Annotated in this window: 27 protein-coding genes and 2 pseudogenes; 19 read left to right on the top strand and 10 right to left on the bottom strand. The window is 64.5% G+C overall.

The window, feature by feature from the left end; all coding sequences use genetic code 11:
- Window positions 1-26: 26 nt before the first annotated feature.
- Complete coding sequence (locus tag ALC15_RS23960) at window positions 27-1,454, bottom strand: DUF1254 domain-containing protein (protein WP_050629392.1); 1,428 nt, start codon at window positions 1,452-1,454, stop codon at window positions 27-29.
- Window positions 1,455-1,775: 321 nt separating this feature from the next.
- Here ALC15_RS23960 and ALC15_RS23955 point away from each other — a divergent pair, with 321 nt between their 5' ends.
- Both ALC15_RS23955 and ALC15_RS45525 read left to right on the top strand, forming a co-directional pair.
- Entirely contained in the window at window positions 1,776-2,129 is a 354-nt protein-coding gene (locus tag ALC15_RS23955) for a hypothetical protein (RefSeq protein ID WP_210168602.1), read from the top strand.
- Window positions 2,130-2,286: 157 nt separating this feature from the next.
- Window positions 2,287-2,430: a hypothetical protein gene (locus tag ALC15_RS45525; RefSeq protein WP_158226507.1), complete on the top strand. Its 144-nt coding sequence runs from the start codon at window positions 2,287-2,289 to the stop codon at window positions 2,428-2,430.
- Window positions 2,431-2,602: 172 nt separating this feature from the next.
- On the opposite strand, the gene ALC15_RS23950 is transcribed toward ALC15_RS45525, so the two are convergent.
- Window positions 2,603-3,001: an MAPEG family protein gene (locus ALC15_RS23950; RefSeq protein WP_050629390.1), complete on the bottom strand. Its 399-nt coding sequence runs from the start codon at window positions 2,999-3,001 to the stop codon at window positions 2,603-2,605.
- Window positions 3,002-3,074: 73 nt separating this feature from the next.
- Window positions 3,075-4,883, bottom strand: a complete 1,809-nt coding sequence (locus ALC15_RS23945; RefSeq protein WP_050629389.1) for a PHA/PHB synthase family protein — start codon at window positions 4,881-4,883, stop codon at window positions 3,075-3,077.
- 292 nt (window positions 4,884-5,175) lie between these two features.
- On the opposite strand from ALC15_RS23945, the gene ALC15_RS23940 reads away from it, so the two are divergent.
- From ALC15_RS23940 to ALC15_RS23910, 7 genes and pseudogenes are all read left to right on the top strand, one after another.
- Window positions 5,176-5,451, top strand: a complete 276-nt coding sequence (locus ALC15_RS23940; protein ID WP_050629388.1) for a hypothetical protein — start codon at window positions 5,176-5,178, stop codon at window positions 5,449-5,451.
- Window positions 5,452-5,666: 215 nt separating this feature from the next.
- Window positions 5,667-6,887 (top strand): LL-diaminopimelate aminotransferase, encoded by a 1,221-nt coding sequence (locus tag ALC15_RS23935; RefSeq protein ID WP_050629387.1) that lies wholly within the window; start codon window positions 5,667-5,669, stop codon window positions 6,885-6,887.
- 38 nt (window positions 6,888-6,925) lie between these two features.
- Window positions 6,926-8,244 (top strand): annotated as a pseudogene (locus ALC15_RS23930) (homoserine dehydrogenase).
- A gap of 79 nt (window positions 8,245-8,323) precedes the next feature.
- Entirely contained in the window at window positions 8,324-9,322 is a 999-nt protein-coding gene (gene glpX / locus ALC15_RS23925; RefSeq protein WP_029083354.1) for a class II fructose-bisphosphatase, read from the top strand.
- A gap of 93 nt (window positions 9,323-9,415) precedes the next feature.
- Entirely contained in the window at window positions 9,416-10,135 is a 720-nt protein-coding gene (locus ALC15_RS23920; RefSeq protein WP_050629386.1) for a haloacid dehalogenase type II, read from the top strand.
- Between the two features lie 55 nt (window positions 10,136-10,190).
- Window positions 10,191-12,032 carry a single-stranded-DNA-specific exonuclease RecJ gene (gene recJ / locus ALC15_RS23915; protein ID WP_050629385.1) on the top strand — a complete coding sequence of 614 codons (1,842 nt, stop codon included), beginning with the start codon at window positions 10,191-10,193 and terminating at the stop codon, window positions 12,030-12,032.
- 17 nt (window positions 12,033-12,049) lie between these two features.
- On the top strand, window positions 12,050-12,859 hold the full coding sequence (locus tag ALC15_RS23910; protein WP_050629384.1) for an SDR family NAD(P)-dependent oxidoreductase: 810 nt from the start codon (window positions 12,050-12,052) through the stop codon (window positions 12,857-12,859).
- A gap of 333 nt (window positions 12,860-13,192) precedes the next feature.
- On the opposite strand, the gene ALC15_RS44875 is transcribed toward ALC15_RS23910, so the two are convergent.
- From ALC15_RS44875 to ALC15_RS23890, 4 genes are all read right to left on the bottom strand, one after another.
- Window positions 13,193-13,360: a hypothetical protein gene (locus tag ALC15_RS44875; protein WP_167350163.1), complete on the bottom strand. Its 168-nt coding sequence runs from the start codon at window positions 13,358-13,360 to the stop codon at window positions 13,193-13,195.
- 9 nt (window positions 13,361-13,369) lie between these two features.
- On the bottom strand, window positions 13,370-13,603 hold the full coding sequence (locus tag ALC15_RS23900; protein WP_050629382.1) for a DUF6894 family protein: 234 nt from the start codon (window positions 13,601-13,603) through the stop codon (window positions 13,370-13,372).
- A 295-nt stretch (window positions 13,604-13,898) separates the two neighbouring features.
- Window positions 13,899-15,134: a lytic murein transglycosylase gene (locus ALC15_RS23895; RefSeq protein WP_050629381.1), complete on the bottom strand. Its 1,236-nt coding sequence runs from the start codon at window positions 15,132-15,134 to the stop codon at window positions 13,899-13,901.
- A 112-nt stretch (window positions 15,135-15,246) separates the two neighbouring features.
- Window positions 15,247-15,816 (bottom strand): MarR family winged helix-turn-helix transcriptional regulator, encoded by a 570-nt coding sequence (locus tag ALC15_RS23890; protein ID WP_094194062.1) that lies wholly within the window; start codon window positions 15,814-15,816, stop codon window positions 15,247-15,249.
- Between the two features lie 83 nt (window positions 15,817-15,899).
- On the opposite strand from ALC15_RS23890, the gene ALC15_RS23885 reads away from it, so the two are divergent.
- The 5 genes from ALC15_RS23885 (at window position 15,900) to ALC15_RS23865 (ending at window position 19,233) form a co-directional block, all read left to right on the top strand.
- Window positions 15,900-16,382 (top strand): carboxymuconolactone decarboxylase family protein, encoded by a 483-nt coding sequence (locus tag ALC15_RS23885; RefSeq protein ID WP_050629380.1) that lies wholly within the window; start codon window positions 15,900-15,902, stop codon window positions 16,380-16,382.
- Between the two features lie 37 nt (window positions 16,383-16,419).
- Window positions 16,420-16,926, top strand: coding sequence for a cupin domain-containing protein (locus ALC15_RS23880; protein ID WP_050629379.1), 507 nt, complete (start codon window positions 16,420-16,422; stop codon window positions 16,924-16,926).
- A gap of 177 nt (window positions 16,927-17,103) precedes the next feature.
- The gene (locus tag ALC15_RS23875; protein ID WP_050629378.1) at window positions 17,104-17,997 is read left to right on the top strand and encodes a dihydrodipicolinate synthase family protein; all 894 of its coding nucleotides are present in this window, start codon (window positions 17,104-17,106) and stop codon (window positions 17,995-17,997) included.
- A 105-nt stretch (window positions 17,998-18,102) separates the two neighbouring features.
- A complete protein-coding gene (locus tag ALC15_RS23870) occupies window positions 18,103-18,525 on the top strand; it encodes a chorismate mutase (RefSeq protein ID WP_094194061.1) in 423 nt (140 codons plus the stop codon).
- 315 nt (window positions 18,526-18,840) lie between these two features.
- Window positions 18,841-19,233 (top strand): tautomerase family protein, encoded by a 393-nt coding sequence (locus ALC15_RS23865; RefSeq protein ID WP_050629377.1) that lies wholly within the window; start codon window positions 18,841-18,843, stop codon window positions 19,231-19,233.
- A 48-nt stretch (window positions 19,234-19,281) separates the two neighbouring features.
- On the opposite strand, the pseudogene ALC15_RS23860 reads toward ALC15_RS23865, so the two are convergent.
- A pseudogene (locus ALC15_RS23860) lies at window positions 19,282-20,603 on the bottom strand (M23 family peptidase).
- Here ALC15_RS23860 and ALC15_RS47945 point away from each other — a divergent pair.
- Entirely contained in the window at window positions 20,578-20,790 is a 213-nt protein-coding gene (locus ALC15_RS47945; protein ID WP_430649188.1) for a hypothetical protein, read from the top strand. The pseudogene ALC15_RS23860 and the gene ALC15_RS47945 sit on opposite strands and share 26 nt — an antisense overlap.
- A 108-nt stretch (window positions 20,791-20,898) precedes the next feature.
- On the opposite strand, the gene efp is transcribed toward ALC15_RS47945, so the two are convergent.
- A complete protein-coding gene (gene efp, locus ALC15_RS23855) occupies window positions 20,899-21,465 on the bottom strand; it encodes an elongation factor P (protein WP_050629376.1) in 567 nt (188 codons plus the stop codon).
- A gap of 162 nt (window positions 21,466-21,627) precedes the next feature.
- Window positions 21,628-22,506 (bottom strand): hypothetical protein, encoded by an 879-nt coding sequence (locus ALC15_RS23850; protein WP_128089576.1) that lies wholly within the window; start codon window positions 22,504-22,506, stop codon window positions 21,628-21,630.
- Between the two features lie 88 nt (window positions 22,507-22,594).
- Here ALC15_RS23850 and epmA point away from each other — a divergent pair, with 88 nt between their 5' ends.
- From epmA to ALC15_RS23830, 4 genes are read left to right on the top strand one after another with little or no spacing between them, the layout of a single operon-like run.
- Window positions 22,595-23,647 (top strand): EF-P lysine aminoacylase EpmA, encoded by a 1,053-nt coding sequence (epmA, locus tag ALC15_RS23845; RefSeq protein ID WP_050629374.1) that lies wholly within the window; start codon window positions 22,595-22,597, stop codon window positions 23,645-23,647.
- Window positions 23,644-24,726, top strand: a complete 1,083-nt coding sequence (locus tag ALC15_RS23840) for a lysine-2,3-aminomutase-like protein (protein ID WP_050629373.1) — start codon at window positions 23,644-23,646, stop codon at window positions 24,724-24,726. Before epmA ends, ALC15_RS23840 begins: the two co-directional genes overlap by 4 nt.
- Complete coding sequence (locus ALC15_RS23835) at window positions 24,695-24,946, top strand: hypothetical protein (protein WP_244486229.1); 252 nt, start codon at window positions 24,695-24,697, stop codon at window positions 24,944-24,946. Before ALC15_RS23840 ends, ALC15_RS23835 begins: the two co-directional genes overlap by 32 nt.
- A gap of 43 nt (window positions 24,947-24,989) precedes the next feature.
- Window positions 24,990-25,235 (top strand): hypothetical protein, encoded by a 246-nt coding sequence (locus ALC15_RS23830; protein ID WP_050629371.1) that lies wholly within the window; start codon window positions 24,990-24,992, stop codon window positions 25,233-25,235.
- Window positions 25,236-25,267: the final 32 nt, after the last annotated feature.

Here is a 25,267-nt window from a genome sequence, read left to right as displayed (position 1 = left end):
GAGCCACGTGATGCCCGCCTGGGTGTTTACTGAGCCGTCAGGTTCGACGCCCCCTGAACCTTGGTGATGGGCGGCGGATTCCACTTGCCGGTGAGAGCGTCCGGTTTTGGGGCATAGACGCGCATCGTCAAGTTGAACGGCCCCTTCGGCGCGGGCAGCCAGTTGACCTCTTTATCCGATCCCGGGCTCTCGTTCTGGAAGTAGAGGTCCAGCGAGCCGTCTGGGTTGTATTTGAACGGCATCCAGCTACTCACCGCAAAGCGATTAAGACTGTTTGCAACCTGAAAGCCGCTACTGTCGTAGAGTGTGAGCGACCAAAAGGCATTTGCCGGCGGCGTCGCGCCCTTGTCGAAGTGGATGGTGTATTTGCTTGCGCCGTCGAGCGGCTTGCCGGTTTCATCGGCGAGGTTGAGCGGGTAGATCGCATCTTCCGGTACGTTCGCGCCGAGGCCAAGCTGCGCGATAATGGCGCGCTTGAGGTAGTAGTTGCCGTACACGCCCATCGTATCGGTATTCATCGACCAACCGTTTGCGATCCTGGCGATCGTTGGCACTTTCCACTCCATGAGTTGTTGCCCGGCCGCCGGCGCATCCTCCAGCGCCTTCTTCACCACGGGATCAAGCTTGCTGATGTCCAGGCTCTTGCCCGGCTCAATGCCGATCCGCTTCATCTGGGCAATAATCGGCTGGTCAGTGAGGTGGGGCGGTTGCAGCTTGAGAAGTTCGGACGCATAGACGAAGTAATCACCGCCCTTCATGCTATCGACCTGGGTTTTTGGAGGCGTCTTCATATCGATCGTCGGATCGATTTTCACCTCCACGGGCTTGGACGGTTTGCCCCATTCCGAGAGTGGCGTGATTTTATAACCGGCCTGAATTTTGTGAACCGCATCGTAATCCGGCGGTCCGTCAGTTTTGGTGCGACCGATAATCCAGACGTACGGGGTCGGCGCTTCGATTTGGATAAATCCCGCCGGTAAGTTTCCGCTCCAGCCGCGCGGCGTGACGAGGAAATTGCGCGCTTGCGTTCCCGTTGTGCGCCAACCGGGCGAAGCAAATACGTCCGTCCACATATCGAGCATCGGCAGAAGATAATAACGCCCATCCGTGTCCGGGACCGAGAGGACCATCGGCTCCCTGGTGAGGTCGAGGTACCCGGTAGAATACAACGTATCGAAATTTGGTCGGACGACCTGCCTCATGTCGGCTGTGGGAAAGGTCGGAACGTGGGAAAATGAATTCATGGGGGCGCCGTACCCTTTGCCGGGCTCGACATTCGTAAGCTGTTTGCGGGTCACATCCATGCTCACCAGAGGATAGAAGTAGACGTAGGCATCCCTGGCAATGGATTGCGCCTCCTGCTCGGTGACGGTGCTCTGCGCCTGGGCAGCGAGGGAGACGACAGGCAAAAGCACAAGACCCAGGAGCAAACTACCAATCGTGCTCTTTCTCATGAGGCCTCCCAGCTTAGCACCGCGCGAGATGTCCCGCGCTTCGGGTCCGACAGAATCGAAACCATTGCAGGAGCCGTGGGCACGGCATTGATACGGATCAAACGACACGCAGGCGCCCGACGATGTTCCCGCGATGCCCGGCCGTCCGGACGCGCCGGCTTACGATTGGAGACAGTCCTTCCGGCCCGCCGGCGAGCTGAAAGCAACGAGATCAACGCCGAGCGAATGGGTTGGCGATCGTGTTGTAGACGGCCCTATGGCACTCGGTGCGGACGCCTATGCCCCCGTCACCTCGTAAACGGTATGGGCAACATACTCTCGTTGACGCCTTTCGCCGTACCGTTCTTTGCGGCCGATCTGATCGATGCAAAGAACCGCGACGACTTATGGGGCGCGGCCAAGGCGGCGGCAGGTATGGTGCCGGGAGGTGGCGCGGGGAAGCAACTGGCAATGGATATCGAGTCGCGCATGGCGCGAGCCAGTGAAATGGGCTTCAGGACTGAGACGCCTCTTTATCACGGTACTGGGCGGACATTCGACGCAATAAAAAGCGTCCCCACAGATGCGCCGGGACAGGTATTACCCGGAGTTTCGCTAAGTCTGAATCCAGAGATTGCGAGCGAGTTTGCGTTGCGGGCCCCGGATCGCGGCCCGCGAATATCCGCAGGTGTATAAACTTCTTCACCGGGCGGAGAATCCGGCAACTCTAAAATGGACTGGTGACGAGGATTTTCGGGCGGTGTCTGCGACAATTCGGGACGCCTTCGATCGAGGACACGATTCAGTATTGATCCGCAATTATACTACCGCTGGTAGAAAACGGGAGAACATATTGATCGTGCGGGACGGCAATCAACTGCGTTCCGCGAATGCTGCCTTCGACCCTGCCAAGCGAAATAGTCTGAACCTGATGTACGGGGTGCGAGGAGCAGTTTCCCTTGCCGGTGAATTCGCAGCAGCGATCGCGATGGCGTGATCTCGCCGCCACCCGCTCGGCGCGCAGGAGGGTGGGCGGCCATCGATGCGACTTTCGCCGGTTACACGCATGATCAAGACGACCGGCGAGGCGCCGGCGGCAGGTATCGTCGTGCGCGGGTAAGACACAAGCGCCGGCGCGGCGGTTGCCGCCGCCGGCGTGACCGCGCGGTTCAGACGATCTTGAAGATCGCGAGCGCCAGCACGGCCTGGGCGAGGAAGCCCACCGTGAAGGCCAGGGTGCGGAACACCGGCAGGCCGAGCGTGTAGACGATCAGATGGGCGACGCGGGCCCAGAAATAGACGGCGCAGGCCAGCACCGTCCATTTGGTGGAGTAGTCGGCTGCGTTGAGGATCAGGACCAGCGGCGCGAAGATCACGAGGTTCTCGACCGCGTTGTCATGCGCGAACATCAGCCGGTTGGCCCATTCGGCTTGGGGCTTGTCGGTGCGCGAGGGGTTGCCCATCGCGCCGGAGAGGCCGCGCACCTGGCAGCGGTTGATGATGTAGGGGATCCACAACAGCCCGGTCAGGATCACCGTCAGCGACAGCCAGAACAGTTCGCGCGTCATCGTCTCCCCCTCACGTGAATTCGATTCCCGACCGCCGGGATCGTCCGTTTATAGCTGAGCGGAAGAGTTGGCGCTACGCGCGGACGCGGACATAGCTGCCCGGAGCGTCCTCGAGCACCTGCGCCCCGTTCGAGCCCACCATGCGTGCCGGCACCGTCTCCGGATCATGGCTCTCCAGCCAGTTGCGCCAGTCGGGCCACCACGAACCCTTGTGCTCCTCGGCGCCCTTCAGCCAGTCGGCGAGCTTCATGTCCTTGATGTTGTCGTTGGTCCAGTACTGGTACTTCTTCGAGGCGGGCGGGTTGACCACGCCGGCGATATGGCCGGAGCCGGACAGCACGTATTTCACCGGTCCGCCGAAGAACTGCGAGCCGTACAGCACCGATTCCGCCGGTGCGATGTGATCCTCGCGTGCGGCGAGGTTGTAGATGGGAACCTTCACCTTCGACAGATCGAGCAGCGTATTGTCGAGCACCATGGTGCCGGTCGACAGCCGGTTCTCCAGATAGCAGTTGCGCAGATAGTAGGAATGGTTCGAAGACGGCATCCGCGTCGCATCCGAATTCCAGTGCAGCAGATCGAACGAGGAGGGCGGTTGGCCCTTCAGGTAGTTGTTCACGACATACGACCAGATCAGGTCGTTCGAGCGCAGCATGTTGAAGGCCATCGCCATCTTGCTGCCCTCGAGCACGCCGGATTCCTGCATGTCGCGTTCGAGCGCCGAGATCTGGTCCTCGTCGACGAAGACGAGCAGATCGCCGGCGTGGGTGAAGTCGACCTGCGCAGCAAAGAACGTCGCCGACGTCACGCGCTGGCGGCGCTTCTCGGCGAGGTAGGCGAGCGTCGAGGCGAGCATGGTGCCGCCGACGCAATAGCCGGCGGTGTGCACCTTCATCTCGCCGGTAACCTTCTCGATCACGTCCATCGCCGTGAGCGGGCCCTCGGTCATGTAGTCGGCCCAGGTCTTCTTGCCGAGTTCCTTGTCCGGATTGACCCAGGAGATCACGAACACCGTGATGCCCTGGTCGACGCACCATTTGATGTAGGATTTCTCAGGACGCAGATCGAGGATGTAGAACTTGTTGATCCAGGGCGGCACGATCAGCAGCGGCGTGCGCAGCACGTTCTCCGTTGCCGGCGAATACTGGATCAGCTGCATCAGCTCGTTCTGGTAGATCACCTTGCCCGGTGTCGTCGCCATGTTGACGCCGACCTCGAGGTTGCTCGAATCGGACTGGCGGATCTTCAGCGTGCCGTGGCCGGCCTCGATATCCTCGGCCAGCATCTTCATGCCGCGCACCAGATTGTCGCCATTGGTCTCGACCGTGGCGCGCAGCACCTCCGGATTGGTCAGGACGAAGTTCGACGGCGCCAGCGCGTTGGTGATCTGCTGGACGTAGAATTCGGCCTTCTTTCGCGTGTGCGGGTCGATGCCGTCGGCGTCGTTGACCAGCTGCTGCGCCCATTTCGAGGTCAACAGGTAAAGCTGCAGGATGAAGTCGAAGAACTGATTCGACTTCCACTCCGGGTCCTGGAAGCGCTTGTCGCGCGGAGCGGGCGCGATCGCGGGCTTGGCGTCGGCTTCGCCGGCCATGCGGCGCACCGCCGAGCCCCAGAGATCGAGGTAATCCTTGCCGAGCTGCATCTGCAGCGACGAGGCGCGCTCCTTGTCCGACAGCCAGTATTCGGCGATCACGCTGAAGGTCTTGATGACCTCGCCGAACTCGTTCGGCGGCTTGTCGCGGACTTCCCCGCTCTGCCGCGGCTTGAGATAGGCTGCCAGCGCCTGGCCGCTGCTCTCCATCGCCCGCGCGATGTTCATGGCGAAGGCTTCGGCGTTGAATTTCGGGGGGGCTTGGGTATCGGTGCTGACGTTGCTCATTTCAGGGACAATATCGCGTCGTTTAGGGGGCGTCATCGCGCGGTGCGGCAACGAAAATCAGTGAAAATCAGACGTTTCGCTCTGTTGCGGTGCGACAAAAAATCTTTGTTCCGTCATATTGAAGCCTCAGGGGTCGCTTTTGCTGTTCACGCTTTAAGCGTTTCGGGCGACAATGGTTTGAAACGCTGAAGCCAGGATTAACGCAGCGGGGACGCTGCAAGGCTCGTACCAGTGCGACCCGTGTCGGCAACCGTGCCACGTGCGCGCTAGCTTGTTGGGGACAATTCGGCGCATGCCGATCGATCGAAAGAACAGGGGGCTCGCGGCCGCAGTGCTGCTCGCGTCATCGCTGGCGCTGGGCGGCTGCTCGAGCACGATCGCCGATATGGCGATGCCGGCCGATGCGCCGGCGCGGCAAAAGGATGCCAACGGCTACCTCCCGGTCCATGACCTTCCGCCCGACCGCGCCGATCCGACGATCAAGCCGGCGGACCAAGCCAAGATCGAGCAGGAGCTGATCGCCGCGCGCGAGCACCAGGCCTCGACGGCGGCCCAGGCCGGCAAGTAAGGCCCCACCAGGCGGCCGATCAGCGCTGGCGCCGCCCGGTGTCCGTGCTAAAAGAAATCCAATTCAACCGCAGATCCGGGCACAGCCCCCAGATCGCGCCCCTGAATTCGCTCTAAGTCATTGATTTGGTGTGATTTCTGGAGGAGGCCGTTGAGGCTCCGCAAAGCCAGCAAAGGGGGCGATTCTGGCATCGCGGTTGTCGGAGCAAGGGTCCCATGGAAGATTTTTACCGCATTCGCCGTTTGCCGCCTTACGTCTTTGAAAAGGTCAACCAGGCCAAGGCGGCCGCGCGCAACGCCGGGGCCGACATCATCGACATGGGCATGGGCAATCCGGACCTGCCGACCCCGCCGCATGTGATCGAGAAGCTCAAGGAGACGCTGGGCAAGCCGCGCACCGACCGCTACTCGGCCTCCCGCGGCATCAACGGCCTGCGCAAGGCCCAGGCCGCCTATTACGCGCGTCGCTTCGGCGTCAAGCTCAACCCCGACACCCAGGTCGTGGCCACCCTCGGCTCGAAGGAGGGGTTTGCCAACGTTGCGCAGGCGATCACCGCGCCCGGCGACGTCGTGCTGTGCCCGAACCCGAGCTACCCGATCCATGCCTTCGGCTTCCTGATGGCGGGCGGCGTGATCCGCTCGGTGCCGTCGGAGCCGACACCGCAATTCTTCGAGGCGGTCGAGCGGGCGATCATCCATTCGATCCCGAAGCCGATCGCGCTGATCGTCTGCTATCCATCGAACCCGACCGCCTATGTCGCCGACCTCGACTTCTACAAGGATCTCGTCGCGTTCGCGAAGAAGCACGACATCTTCATCCTGTCCGATCTCGCCTACGCCGAAGTCTATTTCGACGAGGACAAGCCGCCGCCGTCGGTGCTGCAGGTGCCCGGCGCGCTCGACGTCACCGTCGAATTCACCTCGATGTCGAAGACGTTCTCGATGGCCGGCTGGCGCATGGGCTTTGCAGTCGGCAATGAGCGCATCATCGCAGCGCTGGCGCGGGTCAAATCCTACCTCGATTACGGCGCCTTCACGCCGGTGCAGGTGGCGGCGACCGCCGCGCTGAACGGTCCCGACGACTGCATCCGCGAGATGCGCGACACCTACCGCAAGCGGCGCGATGCGCTGGTTGAGTCATTTGGCCGCGCCGGCTGGGACATTCCGCCGCCGCAGGCCTCGATGTTCGCCTGGGCGCCGCTGCCCAAGGCGTTCGAGGCGGTCGGCAGCATGCAGTTCGCGACCCTGATGGTGGAGAAATCCGGCGTCGTGGTGTCGCCCGGCGTCGCGTTCGGCGAGCACGGCGAAGGTTATGTCCGCATCGCGATGGTGGAGAACGAGCAGCGCATCCGGCAGGCCGCGCGCGGCGTGCGCCGCTTCCTTGAAAGCGGCATCGAAACGTTGCACAACGTCGTTCCTCTCGCCAACCGACGCTAATCCTTCCAGGTTGCTTAATCTCCAGGTCCCTTAAATCCATGGTCGCACCCCTGAACGTGGGCATAGCGGGGCTCGGCACCGTCGGTGCCGATGTCGTCCGCCTCATCGAAACGCAAGGACGGGCGCTGGCCGAGCGCAGCGGCCGGCCCATTCGCGTCGTCGCCGTCACGGCGCGCTCGAAAGCCAAGAAGCGCGGCCTCGACCTGCGCGGCATCGCTTGGGCGAAGAGCCCGCAGGCGCTGGCTGAGGATCCCAATATCGATTGCTTCGTGGAATTGATGGGGGGCGCCGGCGATCCCGCGCTGTCCGCGATCGAGACCGCGCTGAAGACGGGCAAGTCGGTCGTGACCGCCAACAAGGCGCTGATCGCCAAGCATGGGCTGCGTCTCGCCGCGGCCGCCGAGAAGCATGGCGGTGCGCTGAACTTCGAGGCCGCCGTCGGTGCGGCGATTCCGGTGGTAAAGACGCTGCGCGAAGGCCTTGCCGGCACCAGCGTCAACCGCGTCTACGGCATCCTCAACGGCACCTGCAACTACATCCTGACCCGGATGGAGCAGGAGGGTTTGTCGTTCGAGGAATGCCTGAAGGACGCCCAGCGTCTCGGCTACGCCGAAGCCAATCCGTCATTCGACGTCGATGGTCACGACACCGCACAGAAGCTTGCGATCCTGGCGAGCCTCGCCTTCGGAACCAAGGTTGCGGAAAGCGCGGTCTATGTCGAAGGCATCTCCTCGATCACGCCGGAAGACCTCAAGGCGGCCTCGGAACTCGGCTACCGCGTCAAGCTGCTCGGCGTTGCCGTCCGCACGGCAAAGGGCATTGAGCAGCGCGTGCACCCGACCATGGTGCCGAAATCATCCTCGATCGCGCAGGTGATGGGCGTCACCAATGCGGTCGCGATCGACGGCGAGGGGATTCCGCCGATCACGCTGGTCGGCCCGGGCGCCGGCGGCGGCGCGACCGCTTCGGCCGTGGTCGCCGACATCGCCGACGTCGCCCGCGGCATCCGCGCCAAGCCGTTCGGCCGGCCGGTCGAGCGGTTGCGCGACACCACCAAGGCGCCGATGGAACGCCATGAAGGTGGCTACTATATCCGCCTGATGGCGCGCGATCTTGCAGGCACTGCCGCAACAATCGCCACCCGGCTTGCGGAACAGAAGATATCTCTGGAATCCATCGTGCAGCGCCACCCGGATGGCGTCGATGTGAATGGAGCGGCCAAAAACCTTCACCGGTTCCGGTCATTCTGATTACCTATGCGACCAGCGAGGATGCCGTGCATCGGGCGCTGGCCGCAGTGCAGCGCGATAAGGTCATCAGCGGCCGGCCGCAGGTGATCCGGATCGAGAAAAACTAACGCATGGCCTGAACGGGTCGGGCGTGAGACGATTGATGCGGGCAGGCTGGCCTGTCCCCGAGGCTTAAGGAGTACGCCGATGTCGACCCATATTTCCGTTCCGCCGCAGATGCTGCTCGAGCGCATCCTGACGCTCGAAATCGTGCGCGTGACGGAGCGCGCGGCGGTGTCGGCCGCGCGGCTGCGCGGCCACGGTCAGGAGAAGGCCGCCGACAAGGCTGCGGTCGACGCGATGCGGCGCGAGCTGAACAAGCTGCCGATCGAGGGGACGGTCGTGATCGGCGAGGGCGAGCGCGACGAGGCGCCGATGCTGTTCATCGGCGAGAAGGTCGGCCTCAATGCCGGTCCCAAGGTCGACATCGCCGTCGACCCGCTCGAAGGCACCACGCTGTGCGCCAAGAACATGCCGGGCTCGATCGCCACCATGGCGATGGCCGACGGCGGCACGCTGCTGCACGCACCCGACGTCTACATGCAGAAGATCGCGATCGGTCCGGGCTACGCCAAGAACGTGATCGAGCTCGACGCGCCGCCGGCCGACAACGTCCGCCGCCTTGCCAAGGCCAAGGGCGTCGACCCGACCGCCATCAACGTGCTGGTGCTCGACCGTCCGCGCCATGCCGACATCATCAACAGCGTGCGCTCGACCGGCGCCGCCGTGCAGCTGATCACCGATGGTGACGTCGCCGGCGTCATCCACTGTGCCAAGCCGGACGAGACCGGCGTCGACATGTATATCGGCACCGGCGGCGCGCCGGAGGGCGTGCTCGCGGCGGTCGCGCTGCGCTGCATCGGCGGCCAGATGCAGTGCCGCCTGATCCTCGACACCGAGGAGAAGCGCGAGCGCGCGCACAAGATGGGGGTCATCGATCCGAAGATGATCTACGGCATCGAGGACATGGCAAAGGGCGATTGCCTGTTCGCCGCCACCGGCGTCACCACCGGCTCGCTGCTGACCGGCGTGAAGTTCAAGAAGGACGTGATCGAGACCGAGACGGTCGTGATGCGCTCGGTCACCGGCACCGTGCGCTACATCAAGGCCGAGCACCGCCAGCTCGAGAAGTTCCACCTCGACTAACCAAAGGCGGACTACGATCTCCGTCATTCCGGGCTCGACGCTTCGCTTCGGCCCGGAATGACGAACCAACAAGAACAACAAAGGGAGACGCGCATGTCCGATCTGTCCGGGGTCAAGGCGCTGGTGTTCGACGTGTTCGGCACGGTGGTCGACTGGCGCACCAGCCTGATCAACGACTTCACCAAATGGGGCGAGACGCGGGGCATCAATGCCGACTGGACCGCGCTGGTCGACGGCTGGCGCGCGGTCTATACGGCCTCGATGGACGAGGTGCGCAAGAACCCGCAGAACGGCTATGTCATCCTCGACGTCTTGCACCGCCGCTCGCTGGAGAAGCTGGTCGCGCAGCTCGGCATCAAGGGGCTGACCGAAGCCGACCTGCATCATCTGACGCTGGGCTGGCATCGCCTGCATGGGTGGCCCGACAGCGTCGCTGGCCTGACCCGGCTGAAGACGAAGTACATCATCTCGCCGCTCTCCAACGGCAATGTCGCGCTGCTGACCAACATGGCGAAGTTCGCAGGACTTCCCTGGGACCTCGTGATGTCGGCCGAGCTATTCGAGCATTACAAGCCCGATCCGGAAACCTATCTCGGCGCCGCGAAGCTGCTGTGCCTGCCGCCGGAGCAGGTGATGATGGTCGCCGCCCACAACTACGACCTCAAGCACGCGCAGAAGCACGGCCTGAAGACCGCCTTCGTGGCGCGGCCGACCGAGTACGGTCCGTTGCAGAAGGTCGATTTCGAGGCCACCGGCAGCTGGGACATCGTGGCCAAGGATTTCGGGGAAATCGCCAGCCGGATGGGCTGCTAGAACTGGCCTGGGATTCACTGAAGCGCTACGATTCCTGCTGAATGGACAAGGAATCATGACGCTCCACGCATCCGCACTGCCGATCGAGGCGCCACAGGCGTTCCTCGGCGTGACGCGGTCGCTGACCGGAAAGCTCTGGCGCGACCGGCTGGATGCGCGAGGGGCGGCGCGGGCGCTCGCGATCGTGCAGCGCTACAACCTGCCGGAAATGCTGGCGCGTGTGCTGGCGGGGCGCGACGTCGCAATCGACGAGGTTGCCGACTTCCTCGACCCGACCATCCGCAAGCTGATGCCGGATCCGTACACGATCACCGAGATGGAGCACGCGGCCAAGCGCATCGCGGATGCCGCGGTGCGCGGCGAGAAAGTTGCGATCTTCGGCGACTACGACGTCGACGGCGCCACCTCGGCGGCGCTGCTGACCTGGCATCTGCGTCATTGCGGGCTGGACCCGCTGATCCACATTCCCGACCGCATCTTCGAAGGCTATGGGCCGAACGTCGACGCCGTCCGCGCGCTGGCGGCCAAGGGCGCGACACTGCTGGTCACCGTCGATTGCGGCACCACCAGCATCGAGCCGCTGGCTGAAGCCAGGAAGCTCGGCATGTCGGTCGTGGTGATCGATCATCACCAGACCGGCGATGAATTGCCCGAGGTCGACGCGCTGGTGAATCCGAACCGGCCCGACGATCTCTCCGGGCTCGGTCATCTCGCCGCCGTCGGCCTGGTGTTCGTTACCCTGGTCGCCGTCAATCGCGAGCTGCGCCAGCGTGGCTTCTGGAGCCGTGAGATGCCGGAGCCGGACCTGCTCAGCGTACTGCACCACGTCGCACTCGGCACCGTCGCCGACGTCGCGCCGCTGATCGGGCTCAACCGGGCCTTCGTTGCAAAGGGCCTGATCGCGATGCGCCGCCGTGATCATGTCGGCCACACCGCGCTGATGGATGTGGCGCGGCTCAATGGCCCGCCGGAGGCCTGGCATCTCGGCTTCATGCTGGGGCCGCGGATCAATGCCGGCGGCCGCATCGGGCGCGCCGATCTCGGCGTGCGGCTGTTGCTCGAAGGCGACGTCTCGGAGGCGGCGCGGATCGCGGCCGAGCTCGACCGTCTCAACACCGAGCGGCGCGTGATCGAGCAGGCGGCTGAAGCCCAGGCCGAAGCGGAGGCACTGGCTTCGCTCGGGCTCGAGGACAAGGGCGCTGTCATCGTCACCGCGGCGGAAGGCTGGCATCCCGGCGTGGTCGGGTTGGTTGCGGCGCGGCTGAAAGAGAAGTTCGCGCGTCCCGCATTTGCGATCGCGCTCGAACCGGGCGGCATCGGCACCGGATCGGGCCGCTCGATCGGCGGCGTCGATCTCGGCAAGGCGGTGCGGCAGGCGGTGCATGACGGCCTGCTAATGAAGGGCGGCGGGCATGCGATGGCGGCGGGCGTCACGCTGCGCAAGGAGAAGCTCGCTGAATTTCGTGCCTACATGGAAAGCGCGCTGGCGGCCGACGTCGCCAACTCGCGCCACGAGAACGAGCTGTTCATCGATGGCGCCGTCACCGCACGCGCAGTGACGCCGGAATTTGCCGCGACGCTCAATCGCGCAGGACCGTTCGGCAGCGCCAATCCGGAGCCGGTGATCGCGCTGCCGTCGCACCAGCTGGTCTATGCCGACGAAGTCGGGCAGGCGCATTTGCGGCTGCGCTTCAAGTCCGGCGACGGTTCCATCGTCAACGGTATCGCATTCCGCTCCATCGGACAGAAGCTCGGCAGCGCCTTGACGCAAAATCGCGGTCAGCAATTGCACGTGGCGGGCTCTCTTGCAGTCGACCGTTGGCAAGGCACCGAACGTGTGCAATTCCGTGTCCTCGACGTCGCGGCGCCGGATCAGGGCCCGACGGTGATCCGATAAGAAACGTTGGAGAGGACATGTCTGGACAGGTTGAAGGCAAGGTCGCGCTGGTGACCGGCGGCGCATCTGGGATCGGCGAGGCGATCGTCGAATTGCTGGCGCAGGAAGGCGCGACCGTCATTGCGACCGATATCGACGAGTTGAGGGGGCCCGAGCTTGCCGCGCGGCTCACCAAGGCCGGACGCAAGGTGAGCTTCCTGCCGCAGGACGTCACCAGCGAGGAGCGCTGGATCGAGGTCGTCGCTGAGATCGGCAAGCGCCATGGCCGCTTGGACATCATGGTCTCCAACGCCGGCATCGGCATCGGCGCGCCCTCGATCGTCGAGATGTCGCTCGCTGATTGGCGCCGGCAGACTGCCATCAACATCGATGGCGTGTTTCTGTCGGTGAAGCATTCGCTGCCGCTGATGCGCAAGCATGGCGGCGGTTCGATCATCATGATGTCGTCGCTGGCCGGCCTGCGCGGTGCGGCGTCGCTCTCCGGCTACAGCGCGACCAAGGGCGCGGTGCGGCTGTTCGCCAAGTCGATCGCAATGGAATGCGCGCAGGTCGGCGATGGCATCCGCGTCAACTCCGTGCATCCCGGCATCATCGACACGCCGATCTGGGGTAAGATTCCGACCGGCGCGACGGGCGCCGGCCAGAACGCACCGATCGATCCGGAGGAGCGCGCAAGGTTCGCGACGCCGCTCGGCCGCGCCGGCCAGGCGATCGAGATCGCGCAGGGCGTGCTCTATCTCGCCTCGGATGCCTCGCGCTACGTCACCGGCAGCGAGCTTGTGATCGATGGCGGCATGAACGCCGGCGGCGTGGTGCGGCAGCCCTGAGCGGAGCAAGCATCGTCCACGCTGCGTGGACGACGGCGGCGCGTCTGACGCGTCATTGCGAGCGAGGCGAAGCGCTCCACGGTTCCGCATCCGCGGAGCGATGGATCGCTTCGTCGCGCAACTTCTCGCAATGACGAGGCTGGCTTTCGGATTCAGTCGTCAAACAGCAACGAGGATGTAAGTTCGCATTCCCACGGCAACTGGCTCGACGACGGAAGCACTGATTTGCCGCTGGATTGTCGTGTGGCACCCGTAATCGCGAACATCGTCAACATTGATCGTGCCGCGCAAACCTGGATGCTGCTCCGGGGGAAAGCCGGACAAGGCTCCAATCTACAAGGCGTCGTTGCCATGCTTGGCGCGCCATTTCGGGCCCGGGCCACGCATGTAGTAGCGCTCTGGACGGTAGGGATCGCGGGCTTTGTCGAGCAGCTCCCACCACTTCGCGATGGAGGTCTTCAGTGGCTGTTCAAGGACCAGGAGTGACTGTGTGATGGACATGGCGGCCTCTCAGTGTGGCTTGCCGAGCACGAAGGAGAAGGGCATCAAGAACACGTCGTCGCCCCGATCATCGCAGACATGCAGTACCCAGCTGCGCCAGTCCTCAGGACTAAGCTTCATGAGGAAAGAGCGCACGACGCCGGTGGCATGATCGTGGGCCTCGTTCAGATCGGCTATGGCGGCGCCGCATCGGTCGATCAATGTCCCCTTCGGGTGGGAGCAGTGGAAATAGAGCTGACCCATTGTCCGTCTCCTTCAGGCAGGACCTCACGGTGGTTGGGTAGCATTGGAGATGTCAGGAGGAAATTCAGGTCGATTCCCTAAGGGCAGGTACGGAAGACGTCCGTCGTGGCGCTGGTGCCCGTGTGGATGCCTGGGAGGCAGGTCAGCGCGTAGCCCTCGTCGGCACCAGAACGCATGACGGCGCGCCCGATGACGGGCCCCGCGAAGCAATCACTGCGGAGAACATGGATTGCTTCGGTAGCTTCAGCGCAAATTGCCTTGCAGTTTTGTCGCGCGCTTCTCGCGATGACGAGAGCTAACTTCCCTGCCGCAGCCGCGCCAGCACCTTGAGTCCGCCGTAACCATCGGCAGGCAGCAGGCCGGCCTTGATCTGAAAATCCTTGATCGCCTTCATGGTGTCGTTGCCGACGCGGCCGTCGGTGCCGCCGGTGTCGAAGCCGGCCTTGGTCAGCCGCGTCTGCATCTCCTGCACCTCGGCCAGCGTCAGCGCGCGCTCGGAGCCCGGGAACGGCTGGATGAAGGGCGGCCCGCCGAGACAGCGGTCGCCGAGATGGCAGATCGCGAGCGCGTAGTTCATCGAGGGATTGTAGCTCTTCACCGAGTTGAAGTTCGGGCCCAGCAGGAAAGCGGGGCCGCCGGCGACGGGAATCCAGAGCTGCGCCGACGCATTCGGCTGCGGGAATGGTTGGCCGTCGGCTCTGACGACGCCGGCGCTCGCCCAGGCCGCATAGGTGCGGCTGCCGCTGGCGCCGCCGCTCGCCGCGCGGACCTCGTAGCCCCAGTGCTCACCGCGGTGCCACTTGCCGCGATTGACGAGGTATTTTGCGGTCGAGCCCAACGCATCGTCGGGCCGGCCGAACGGCGAGACCTTGCCGTCGCCGTCATAGTCGAAGCCGACATTGAGCCAGACTTCCGGCATCCATTGCGAATGGCCCATCGCTCCGGCCCAGGAGCCGTTCATCTCCTCGGGCGTGCTCCAGCCGCGCTGCACGATCTTCATCGCGTTGATCAGCTCCGTCTCCCAATAGGCCTTGCGGCGCGGCTCGTTCCAGGCGAGCGCCGCGAGCGAGGGAAACACCGGCGTCATGTGGTTCTGCTGCACCAGCGGATCGCCATAGGCTGATTCAACGCCCCACAGCGCGAGCAGCGTGCCGCGCTCGACGCCGAAGTCGCGCTCGATCCTGGCGAACAGCGCCTCGTTCTTCTTCAGCGCCTCGCGGCCGTGGATGATGCGCCAGTCGGAGACGCGGCGGTTGATGTACTGCCAGATCTGCTCGTGGAATTCCGGCTGGTTGCGCATCTGCCTGAACACGCTCATGTCGGGCTCGACCCGCCCCATGCAGCGATTCCAGGTCGCCTCCGAGATGCCCTTGGCGAGCGCGCGGGCGCGGAAATTGTCGCGCCATTGATCGAAGCCCGGAGGGGCGGCGGCCAGCGCGCCGAACGGATTGGCAAGCGTCACACCTGCGGCGAGCCCGCCCTTCAGGAAGGTGCGGCGTGCAGGGGAATTCGGAGAATCAGGCTGTTTCATCGGGCCAGTCTAGCGGCGCCGATCGGGTGAGCCAAAAGCCACGCCGCCGCAGGAAGTATGATTTGAGCATGACCTTGTCGGAAAACCGGCTCCCACTTTTCCGGGGCATGCTCTAGCTATCCTGCAAATCTGTGGCGATTTTTGACAGCCATTGCCGAACCACCTGTTCCGATTTGGCATCGAGGCCGGCGGCGAGCCGCCGCTCCTGGGCCTGGGCGATATGCCGGCATTTCTCCAGCAGCGTGGTTCCATGACTGGTCAGGGTCCATTGCAGCACCCGGCCATGGACGGGATGCGGCGACTTGCGGATCGCGCCATCGCGCTCGAGGTTGCGGATGATCACGCTGACGGTCTGCGGCGTCAGCAGCGCCACCCGGGCCAGATCGGCGCCTGAGAGCCCCGGATAGGCCTTCAGCATGGTCAGTACCACGAACTGCGGCGAGGTGACGTTGAGGCTCCCCAGCTGGCGCTCCATCGACAGCCGTGAGGCGGCATGCGCCTGCCGCAGCAGATAGGCGAGATAGCCCTGTTCGCCGCGCTTGCCTTCGCCGGGCGGCGGCACGGCGGAGGCGGGCAGGGCGTCCGCGGCCGGTCCGGCCGCCGTCGCAACCTTGCCCGCCGCTCTTTCTGCCGGGCGCCGCTCGGCCGTACCGGATTTCCCTCGTTTCTGCATTGCCGCCATGATGCCTTCGCGAATGTCCGCGCCTTGCTCTATATCAGAGCTCTGATAATATGTCAGTACACTGATAACATGAGGCCAAGCCAATGTCACATGCCCGCAAGGAATACGCCGACTTCGAGAAGCTCGCCCCCGATGTCTTCGCCGTCGTGCGTGAGCTCGGCCAGTTCGCGGCGAAGGCCGGTCTCGACAAGCAGCTGCTGGAACTGGTCAAGCTGCGGGCCTCGCAGATCAATGGCTGCGCCTTCTGCGTGCAGTATCACATCCTGCAGAGCGAGAGCCTCGGCGTGCCCGTCGACAAGCTGAACCTCGTCGTGGTGTGGCGCGAGGTACCGCAGTTCTCGGCGCGCGAGCGCGCGGCGCTGGCCTGGACCGAGGCGCTGACGACCCTGCCGAACGGCGTCAGCGACGAGGTCTATGCCGAGGTCACCGCCGAGTTCTCTGAAAAGGAGCTGACCTACCTGACCTCGGCGATCGCTTCGATCAATGTCTGGAACCGGTTCGGCGCGGCCTACCGCTGGACCCCGCCGCCGCGCCGGCAACGGGTCGCCACCGCTGCGGCGTCGTGAGACGATTTCGGGAGCAATCGACAGGGGAGAACGACCGATGACCTCGATAGCAATGACACCATCCGTTTCATTCGTGCGGCCGCCGCGGCCCGTCTTGCTGGCCGCGATCGCGGGACTTGCTTCGGCCTTCGTGATCGGCAAGTCGCTGCCGACCCCGATGGATGCGATTTCCTCGGTGATCGCGCCGCTATGCGCCAGTGCGAATGCGGCGTCGCCGCTCGACAAGGTCGAGGTCATCACCTCGCACGCGTTGCCGAACGTGCCGGGCAAGCGCGTCACCGTGGTGCGCGTGTTCTACGGTCCCGGCGGCTTCACGCCGCCGCATCGTCACTCCGGTTCGGTGACGGCCTACATCACCAAGGGCGAGATCCGTTCCCAACTCGGCGGGGGGCCGGTCGAGACCTTCAAGGTCGGCCAGTCCTTCTTCGAGCCGCCGGGCTCGACCCACATGGTGTCGGCCAATGCGAGCACCACGGAGCCCGCGGAGCTGATCGCAGTGTTCGTCGCGGATGAAGGCGCGCAGCTGACCACGATGCTGGAATAGCCGTCGGCAGCGTCCAAATCGAAGCCGTGCAGTTCCGTACGTGGCGTTGAGCACTGGACCAGTTTGCCGTGAAGTCCGCAGCAAACTGGACCTTGCAAGCCGCGTTGGGCGCGGCGATGACGTCCGGAGCACAATGTCGCCGTTCCGCGTGCAGCGGTCACCGAACAGGAGCAACCGATGGTCAATCTCAGGGGGCTTTCCGCCTTCCCGATCACGCCCTCGTCTCGAGATGGACAGGTCGATGCGGGCGCGCTTCGTGCCTTGCTGGAGCCGTTGATCGCGGCGAAGGTGGATTCGATCGGGTTGCTCGGAAGCACCGGTTCATATCCGTATTTCAGCCGCGATGAGCGGCGCCGCGCGGTGCAGGCGGCGACAGCTCTCGCAGATGGCAAGACGCCGATCCTGGTCGGCGTCGGCGCGCTGCGCACCGACGATGCGGTGAAGCTGGCGCAAGATGCACGCGACGCCGGCGCGGCGGCAGGCCTTTTGGCGCCGGTTTCCTACACGCCGCTGACGGATGACGAGGTCTTCGAGCATTTTCAAACGGTGGCGCGTGAAAGCAAATTGCCGATCTGCATCTACGACAATCCGGGCACCACGCATTTCCGCTTCACGCCGGCCTTGATCTGCCGTTTGAGCCGCGTGGAGGGGATTATTGCGGTGAAGAGTCCTGCGCTGGACGCGTCTGCGTTGGCGGACCATGTCGCTGAATTGCGGGCCGTGGTGCCGGGCGGCTTCTCGCTCGGTTACAGCGCCGACTGGAATTGCACCGAGGCGCTGCTGGCGGGGGGCGAGACCTGGTACAGCGTCCTTGCAGGGATCTTCCCCAGGGTCTGTCTTGAGATCGTCCGCGCCGTGGCAAGCGGAGATGCCGCCAGGGCGCGGCAGCTCGATGCGCGCCTGCAGCCGGTCTGGCAGTTGCTCAAGACATTCTCGAGCCTGCGGGTCGTCTACGCGATCGCCAATCTCAGGGGGATCTGCGCGGCCGAGCCACCGCGTCCGATCTTGCCGCTGCCTCCGGACGCCCAGAAGAGGGTGGGTGAGGTGTTGGCCGCAATGGACGTCGGTTGATTGCTCCAAAGCCGCCGAGATTGATCCGGCCATCGTGGCTTCCATCGGCGCACAAAATCGGCATAACAATCGGCCGGGGCGTGTGCGCTGACTGGGAGGCGTTCGATGCGATTGCTGGTGGTTGTGTTGACGATTCTGATTCCCGTCGCGGCGTGGGCCGAGGAGCCCGCAACCAATGCGCCGGCACTGTGGGGCAGCCCCACCGTCGACAATGGCGGCTGCTGCAAGACGCTTGGCGAGGTGCGCAGCAATATCGACCGGCTAGACCGCGAGATCGTGCGCCTGATGGCCGAGCGCGGCCGCTACGTCCATGAGGCCGCCCGCTTCAAGGCCAACCCCGCGCAGGTCGAGGCGCCCGAGCGCGCCGAAGCCGTCGTGAAGAAGGCGATGGCGCTTGCGGAGGCGGACGGGCTGTCGCCCAAGGTTGCGGAAGCCGCCTACCGCGCCATGATCCGCGCCTTCATCGACTACGAGCAGGGCGTCTTCGCGGCGGCCGCGGCGCGCGGCGACGCGCCCTGGAAGAAGTAAGCAGACGCGCCGGCCATCGGCTTGCTACTACGGCGCCGCGACGAGACCTGATCTGGGATTCAGATCGTAACCATCTCGGATAATCATTATTCCTCTGCCCGGCTGCGTGCTTTAGTGCGGCAAGTCGGACGAGAGCAGCTCGCTTTGCCTATGGGTGGAACCGAGGGCTGCGGTCGCGTGTGACATTTCGAAACATCGAAACTGACGCGGATTGGATCAGCTCCACTTCGGCCAGTCCGCTATGCGTTGGCAACTGATCGCCGGCAGTTGCTCCGAAGTCCCAGTCGTCGGCAGATCGAGCAAGGAGCCATCAACATGCCGTTTCTGCGGTTTGATTTGATCGAGGGACGAAGCGATGCAGAGATCCAGCGGCTGCTCGATGTCACCCACGACGTGCTGGTCGAAACCCTCCACGTGCCGCAACGCGACCGCTATCAGGTCGTGCACGTTCATCCGCGATCCCGCGTCGTCGCGCTCGACACCGGATTGGGCATCGGTCGGACCGACAAACTGGTGTTGTTGCAGCTGACCAGCCGTCCGCGCGACAAGGCGTCAAAGCTGGATTTCTATCGCGTGCTCGCCGAGCGGCTGTCGTCGGTCTGCGGGATCGCGCCGAGCGACCTCGTCATCAACTTCGTGATCAATGACGATGAGGACTGGTCGTTCGGCATGGGGCGCGCGCAGTTCATCACCGGCGAGCTGACATAAGCCGCGTATCAAGCATACGTGCCGGAAACAATCGCAGGCGCGGCCTGGCTAATTGCCGCCGCCTTCCTGGGTGTCGATGCGGCGCACGACGTCGTCGGGCAGGGCGTGGGCAACGGCTGCCGCAGGTCCGGGCTCCGGTCCGATCTCGTGGCCGCGGCCGCGGATCAGCCGCTCATAGGCCGAGACCAGCGTGGTGTAGGGATTGACCCAGAGCCAGCCGTCGCGCGTGAACACCTGCACGTCGAAATGCAGATGTCGTGAGGTGCCGTTGGGATAGTCGAGATAGTTCGACACCACGCCGATCTTCTCGCCCTCGCTGAGGCGGCGTCCGTTGAGCAGGCCGTCGGCATCCATCGCGGACGGGTTCATGTGCATGTAGCGGAAGCGGACGTGCTCGGTCCGGGTGTTGACCTGCAATGTCGCCGCCTGTTGCTGCGCCGAGCGGATCACGATGCTGTCGCGCACCGCGACGACGGCCTGCTGCCTGGGGTCGCAACCGTCCTTGCCGTCGGCCGGACATGCGCCGGGCCTGAGATCCTGGCCCTGATGGCCGAAGCCGCTGGCGCATTGGCCGACCTCGAAACTGCGCGCCTCGCAGAAATTGTCCTGCCAGGGATACTCGTCGACCCGGCCGCGCTTCGGAAAGGACTGCGAATGTGCGAAGGCCGGTGCCTTTGCGAGCGGAAAGCGGATCTGCGAGTAGACGGTGAAGTCGGCGTGGCCGCCTTGCTGCCTGCGGCCGCCGCTGCCTGCGACGATGTCGCCGCTCGGCCGGTAGGTGAAATCGGCCGACTGCGCCATCGGCCTCCCGGAGATGTCGGCGGCGGTGTCGCTGCGCGGCCGTGACGGCTGGCCACCGGCGATGTGGAGCGCCATCAGAAACCGTTCGGCCACCGGGGAGGCCTCGCGGCACGCCAGCCGCTTCGGCCGCGGCGCACTGTCGAGGCACTGGATCGAGACGACATAGGGGATTCCGAAGCGGGTGAACGCGTAGCGGAGATAACCTTCGCGGATGAAACGGCGCAGGTCCGGAAACTGCGTGGCCAGTGCCTTGACCGGTTCGCCCTTGCCGCCGAGCCGGTCGGCGAGGTCGTAGACCAGGATCGAGCCCGTGATCTGCACCTCGACCGGCTTGGCAAATGTTCGCGGCGGCATGTCGTCGCCGGCGCCGGGGTCGAGCGAGAACACCGCGTCATAGCCGGACGCGCCGGCGTGGAAGACGTCGCGGCGCGGAAGCCGGCTTGATAGCGCGCGACCGGCAGGCTGTCCGGCGCGCCGCCTTGCCGTGTATCGAGATAGCTTGCGGGGTCGAACGGCAGCAGCACCGGGACCGGGCTGCGCGCAATGCCGGGGAATAGCGGCGAGGTCAGCGCGTTCAGCTGCACCAGCGCGGGCATGGTGCGAGGATCGGAGGCCGGGACGCGGCGCTGTGCCGCGAAGCTGAAGCTGGAGGCGATGGCCGGACGGGTGGCGATCTCCTGCCGGAGCTGGTCCAGCACCGAGCGCCATTCGACCCGCATGGCCGAGATCGAAGGCGTCCGGAATTCGTCGGCATGAGCGCCGGGAGGAGGCGAGACCAGGGCTGCCAGCCAGCAACTGATGAAGCTGACCACCTTCCTGTTCACTGCACCCCCCGGTTCGAGTCTCCAGAGAAGAGACTAACGCCTAATCCTTGGCGCGTTCAACGTAGGAGCCGTCCTCGGTCATCACCACGATGCGGGTGCCGGTGGAAACATGCGGCGGCACGCCGGTACGGATGCCGTTGGACAGCACGGCCGGCTTGTACGACGACGAGGCGGTCTGACCCTTGGTCACCGGCTCGGTCTCCACGACTTCCAGCGTCACGCGTTGCGGCAGCTGGATCGCGACCGGATTGCCATCGTGCATCGACAGCTTCACGGTCATGTTCTCCTGCAAATACGGCGCAGACGAACCGATGATCTCCTTGGAGACCTGGACCTGGTCGTAGTTGTCGTTGTTCATGAAGTGGAAGCCGTCGCCGTCTTCATAGAGGTAGTTGTAGTTGTGGTCCTCAACGGTGGCCTTCTCGACCTGGTCGGTGGTCTTGTAGCGCTCCGAGACCTTCACGCCGTCGCCGATGCGGCGCATTTCGATCTGGCTGACCGGGGTGCCCTTGCCGGGATGAATGTTTTCGGCGGAGAGGACCACATAGAGCTTGCCGTCCTGCTCGATGACGTTGCCCTTGCGGATGGAACTGGCGATGACTTTCAAAGGTGTTTTCCTGAATTTGAGAACAGGGGCGCAAACCGGACCGGCAGCCCCTCGGCCGTGGCGGCGATTTCGGGCTGCAACATACTGATTTGTCCCTGAGATGCCAGTCTTTTGCGGCCGAATTCGGCAGGTTGCCAACCGCTCCGCCGGTGCCAATCGGCGCTATTTTCGGGCCGGATCGGGCATTTTCAGTGCGCTCTGGTTGTGCTCGGCGAAGCTCTCCGGAACCGAGAACGTGCCGGTCGTCAGGTCGTAGAGGCAGCGCCAGTCCTCGACCCAGGGAAACGGCGTTTCCTCGCCCTGAATGTCGAACGACAGGCCGATCACGAGGTAACGGTTATCGGGCCAATGCTGGCCGAGCCAGGCATAGTTGTCCTCGAGCCCCTTGATCAGGCCGACCCGCATATGGTCGAGCGAATAGGGATCGTTGGGATCGTGCCGAACGCCTGTGGCGGCCGGCTGGGTGAAGAAATAGTCCCAGGCGGCATCGCCGAGCGGCTTTCCGGTTGCCGGTGCGAACCGGTCGCCGTTGCGCTTGTAGAGGAACAGCGTCTGAACCCCCGAGCCAATCTTCTGCATCCGGACCAGCCACTGGCTGTCCGGGCTGAAGCGGAAGCCGGCCTGATATCCGGCCTGATCGGTGGTTTCGCCCGTGTTGAGGAGAGCGGCGTGTTTGTGGGCCCGGTCAAAGGTCCAGAACTGAAACAGCAGGCCATCGTCGCCCATGTCGCGCGCATATTGCTCGAGCCGAATCTTGCCGTCCGGTGAGGTGAATGTTGGGGCATCGGCGACGCGCTTGAACTCTTTTCCCGGGCCTGCGGCGAAGGCCGGCGTGGCCAAGGCAAGACCGAGATACACAAGCAGGGCTGTTCCGCGTAACCAACCGGCCATGGGGTTCATCCGTTTCAGCGAATCTGCGGATGGGACGCGCGAGTCCCCGTTCAGGTTCAGCCGTGCCCGCGCATGGACAACGCCGGCATCTTTCGACAAAGAAGGGATCAGCCTCGCCGCGTTCCGTGGAGGCTTGGGCTGGATGAGCAATGAACCTGTTTAATATCAGTTGGTTGTATCCGACTCTTGAGGATGGATGGCGGCTCGTTGATGTCGAATCCGTGCGGGTGATCCAGCCATGACGGCTCACGACCAGCCCTCGCCGTGGTGGACGCCGCAGCGCTACGCCGACCGCAGGCCGTTCCTGCAGGCGCGGACCGCGATCACGCGGGCGCTCCGGGCATGGTTCGAGGAGCAGGGCTTTGCCGAGGTCGAGACCGCCATCCTGCAGATATCGCCGGGCAATGAGACGCATCTGCACGCCCCGCGGACCGAGCTCAGGCAGGCCGATGGCTCACAGGCAACGCGCTATCTGCGCACCTCTCCGGAGTTCGCCTGCAAGAAGCTGCTCGCGGCCGGCGAGCCGAAGATCTACGAATTCGCACGGGTGTTCCGCGATCGCGAGCGCGGCGACCTGCATCTGCCTGAATTCACCATGCTGGAATGGTACCGCGCCAACGCCGGCTATGACGCCATCATGGCCGATACGATCGTCGTGATCGCCCATGCGGCGCAGGCGACCGGGATCGGCCGGTTTTCATTCCGCGGCAAGACGGCCGATCCCTTTGCCGAGCCGGAGCTGCTGACCGTCGCCGCCGGCTTCGAGCGGTTCGCCGGCATCGACCTGCTGGCGACGATCTCGGGCGGCGAGGGCGATCGCGAGGCGCTGGCGTCAGCCGCGCGCGAGCGGGTGCGGATCGCCGATGACGACACCTGGTCGGACATCTTCAGCAAGGTGCTGGTCGAGCATGTCGAGCCCAATCTCGGTCAGGGCCGCTTGACGGTGCTGTTCGAATACCCGTCGCCGGAGGCAGCGCTGGCGCGCACCAAGGCCGGCGAGCCGCGCGTCGCCGAGCGCTTCGAGGTCTATGCCTGCGGGGTCGAGCTCGCCAACGGCTTTGGCGAGTTGACCGATGCGGCCGAGCAGCGCCATCGTTTCACCGCAGCAATGGACGAGAAGGCCCGGCGGTATGGCGAGCGCTATCCGCTCGACGACGATTTCCTCGCCGCGGTCGGCCAGATGCCGGAAGCCAGCGGCGTCGCGCTCGGTTTCGACCGGCTGGTGATGCTGGCGAGCGGCGCGCCGCGAATTGATCAGGTGGTCTGGACGCCGCCTGCAGGAGAGCCATGAACAGGATCGATCCGAAACTGGCGGCGACGCTGCGCCAGCCGCGCGAGCTGATCGATGCCGGCCTCGCGCCGGTCGATGCGCTTGCCGAGCTCGAGCAGGTGGCGGCGCGCTACGCGGTCGCGGTGACGCCGGAGCTCGTCGCGCTGATCGATCCGGCCGACGCCAACGACCCGATCGCGCGGCAGTTCATCCCGAGCGCCGACGAGCTCGTCGAGCAGCCCGGCGAGAACGCCGATCCGATCGGCGACGATGCGCATTCGCCGGTCGCCGGGATTGTGCATCGTTATCCGGACCGGGTCCTGTTCAAGCTGGTCCACGTCTGTGCGGTCTATTGCCGGTTCTGTTTCCGGCGCGAAATGGTCGGGCCGGGAAAGGCCTCGGCATTGTCGGACGACGCCTACCGCGCGGGGCTCGACTACATCCGCAGCCATCCGGAGATCTGGGAGGTCATCCTGACCGGCGGCGATCCGTTAATGCTGTCGCCGCGCAGGTTGACCGAGATCATGGCCGATCTCGCCGCCATCGATCATGTGAAGATCATTCGTCTTCACACCCGCGTCCCGATCGCCGATCCCGGTCGCATCAATCCGGAGATGATTGCGGCGCTGCGGGTCGAGGGGGCTGCGACCTGGATTGCCATCCACGCCAATCATCCGCGCGAATTCGGCGCCAATGCCCGTGCCGCGTGCGCGCGCCTTGTCGATGCCGGCCTTCCGTTGGTGAGCCAGTCGGTCCTGCTGCGCGGCGTCAACGACGATGCCGCGACGCTCACGGCGCTGATGCGCGCCTTCGTCGAGTGCCGGATCAAGCCATATTACCTGCATCACGGCGACCTTGCGCCCGGCACCGCGCATTTGCGCACCACGATCGAAGCCGGGCAGGAGCTGATGCGGGCGTTGCGCGGACGCGTCTCCGGGCTGTGTCAGCCGGATTATGTACTCGACATTCCCGGCGGTCACGGCAAGGCGCCGATCGGCCCGACCTATTTGTCGCAGCGCGATCGTGAAGATTCCATGGAACGGCGATACCGTATCGTCGATTATTGCGGTGACGTTCATTTCTACCCACCGCAATCTTGAGCCGGCCGTGGGCGGGGTCGGGGACGGACGGCAGGAGCCGCCCGAGCACGAGGGTAACCGCGGCATCGAAAATGCTGTGATGTTCGGCTTCTTTGTGGTGCTGGCCGCCGCGGGAATCTGGCTCCTTGGTACGATCGCCGATATACGGAAGGTACAGGATTGCGCAGCGCAAGGGCGTCGCAACTGTGCTACCGTCGAAGTGCCGGAACGGGCGCGATAGGGTTGAGAAGCGGAGACGCGAGATGCGGAAGACAGTTTTGTTGATGGCTCTGATGGTGGTTGCGGTCGGTGCGCCCCAGTTTGGGGCGTCCAATGCCTGGGCACAGCAGCAGGGCGGATCGTCCTCCATGCAGAAGAATACGGGCGTGCCGGAAGCGCCGATCGGACATCGTCAGCCGCGCCGCGGCGATATTGGCAACGAGAAGAACATCAGCGATCCGAACAGCCAGGCCAACAAGGAAGACGCGGCGCTCGACAAGAAGATCAAGAGCATCTGCCGCGGCTGCTAGGTCACGGAAGTGACCGGCGGAGCGCGATGTGC

This window comes from Bradyrhizobium viridifuturi (genome assembly GCF_001238275.1).
Taxonomy (GTDB): Bacteria; Pseudomonadota; Alphaproteobacteria; order Rhizobiales; family Xanthobacteraceae; genus Bradyrhizobium; species Bradyrhizobium viridifuturi.
Note: the sequence above shows the minus strand (reverse complement) of the source record. Positions and strands in the feature narration are given on the sequence as shown.

Coding starts and splice junctions, on each gene's coding strand:
- ALC15_RS23890 (WP_094194062.1), bottom strand. CDS start 15,816: ATGGCGGCAATGCAGAAACGAGGGAAATCCGGTACGGCCGAGCGGCGC.
- ALC15_RS23940 (WP_050629388.1), top strand. CDS start 5,176: ATGCCGATCGATCGAAAGAACAGGGGGCTCGCGGCCGCAGTGCTGCTC.
- glpX (WP_029083354.1), top strand. CDS start 8,324: ATGTCGACCCATATTTCCGTTCCGCCGCAGATGCTGCTCGAGCGCATC.
- epmA (WP_050629374.1), top strand. CDS start 22,595: ATGACGGCTCACGACCAGCCCTCGCCGTGGTGGACGCCGCAGCGCTAC.
- ALC15_RS23895 (WP_050629381.1), bottom strand. CDS start 15,134: ATGAAACAGCCTGATTCTCCGAATTCCCCTGCACGCCGCACCTTCCTG.
- ALC15_RS23935 (WP_050629387.1), top strand. CDS start 5,667: ATGGAAGATTTTTACCGCATTCGCCGTTTGCCGCCTTACGTCTTTGAA.
- ALC15_RS23875 (WP_050629378.1), top strand. CDS start 17,104: ATGGTCAATCTCAGGGGGCTTTCCGCCTTCCCGATCACGCCCTCGTCT.
- ALC15_RS23885 (WP_050629380.1), top strand. CDS start 15,900: ATGTCACATGCCCGCAAGGAATACGCCGACTTCGAGAAGCTCGCCCCC.
- ALC15_RS23840 (WP_050629373.1), top strand. CDS start 23,644: ATGAACAGGATCGATCCGAAACTGGCGGCGACGCTGCGCCAGCCGCGC.
- ALC15_RS23920 (WP_050629386.1), top strand. CDS start 9,416: ATGTCCGATCTGTCCGGGGTCAAGGCGCTGGTGTTCGACGTGTTCGGC.
- ALC15_RS47945 (WP_430649188.1), top strand. CDS start 20,578: ATGCCGGGGAATAGCGGCGAGGTCAGCGCGTTCAGCTGCACCAGCGCG.
- ALC15_RS23865 (WP_050629377.1), top strand. CDS start 18,841: ATGCCGTTTCTGCGGTTTGATTTGATCGAGGGACGAAGCGATGCAGAG.
- ALC15_RS23880 (WP_050629379.1), top strand. CDS start 16,420: ATGACCTCGATAGCAATGACACCATCCGTTTCATTCGTGCGGCCGCCG.
- ALC15_RS23830 (WP_050629371.1), top strand. CDS start 24,990: ATGGCTCTGATGGTGGTTGCGGTCGGTGCGCCCCAGTTTGGGGCGTCC.
- ALC15_RS23960 (WP_050629392.1), bottom strand. CDS start 1,454: ATGAGAAAGAGCACGATTGGTAGTTTGCTCCTGGGTCTTGTGCTTTTG.
- ALC15_RS23945 (WP_050629389.1), bottom strand. CDS start 4,883: ATGAGCAACGTCAGCACCGATACCCAAGCCCCCCCGAAATTCAACGCC.
- ALC15_RS23870 (WP_094194061.1), top strand. CDS start 18,103: ATGCGATTGCTGGTGGTTGTGTTGACGATTCTGATTCCCGTCGCGGCG.
- ALC15_RS23910 (WP_050629384.1), top strand. CDS start 12,050: ATGTCTGGACAGGTTGAAGGCAAGGTCGCGCTGGTGACCGGCGGCGCA.
- recJ (WP_050629385.1), top strand. CDS start 10,191: ATGACGCTCCACGCATCCGCACTGCCGATCGAGGCGCCACAGGCGTTC.
- ALC15_RS23900 (WP_050629382.1), bottom strand. CDS start 13,603: ATGGGTCAGCTCTATTTCCACTGCTCCCACCCGAAGGGGACATTGATC.
- ALC15_RS23950 (WP_050629390.1), bottom strand. CDS start 3,001: ATGACGCGCGAACTGTTCTGGCTGTCGCTGACGGTGATCCTGACCGGG.
- ALC15_RS44875 (WP_167350163.1), bottom strand. CDS start 13,360: ATGTCCATCACACAGTCACTCCTGGTCCTTGAACAGCCACTGAAGACC.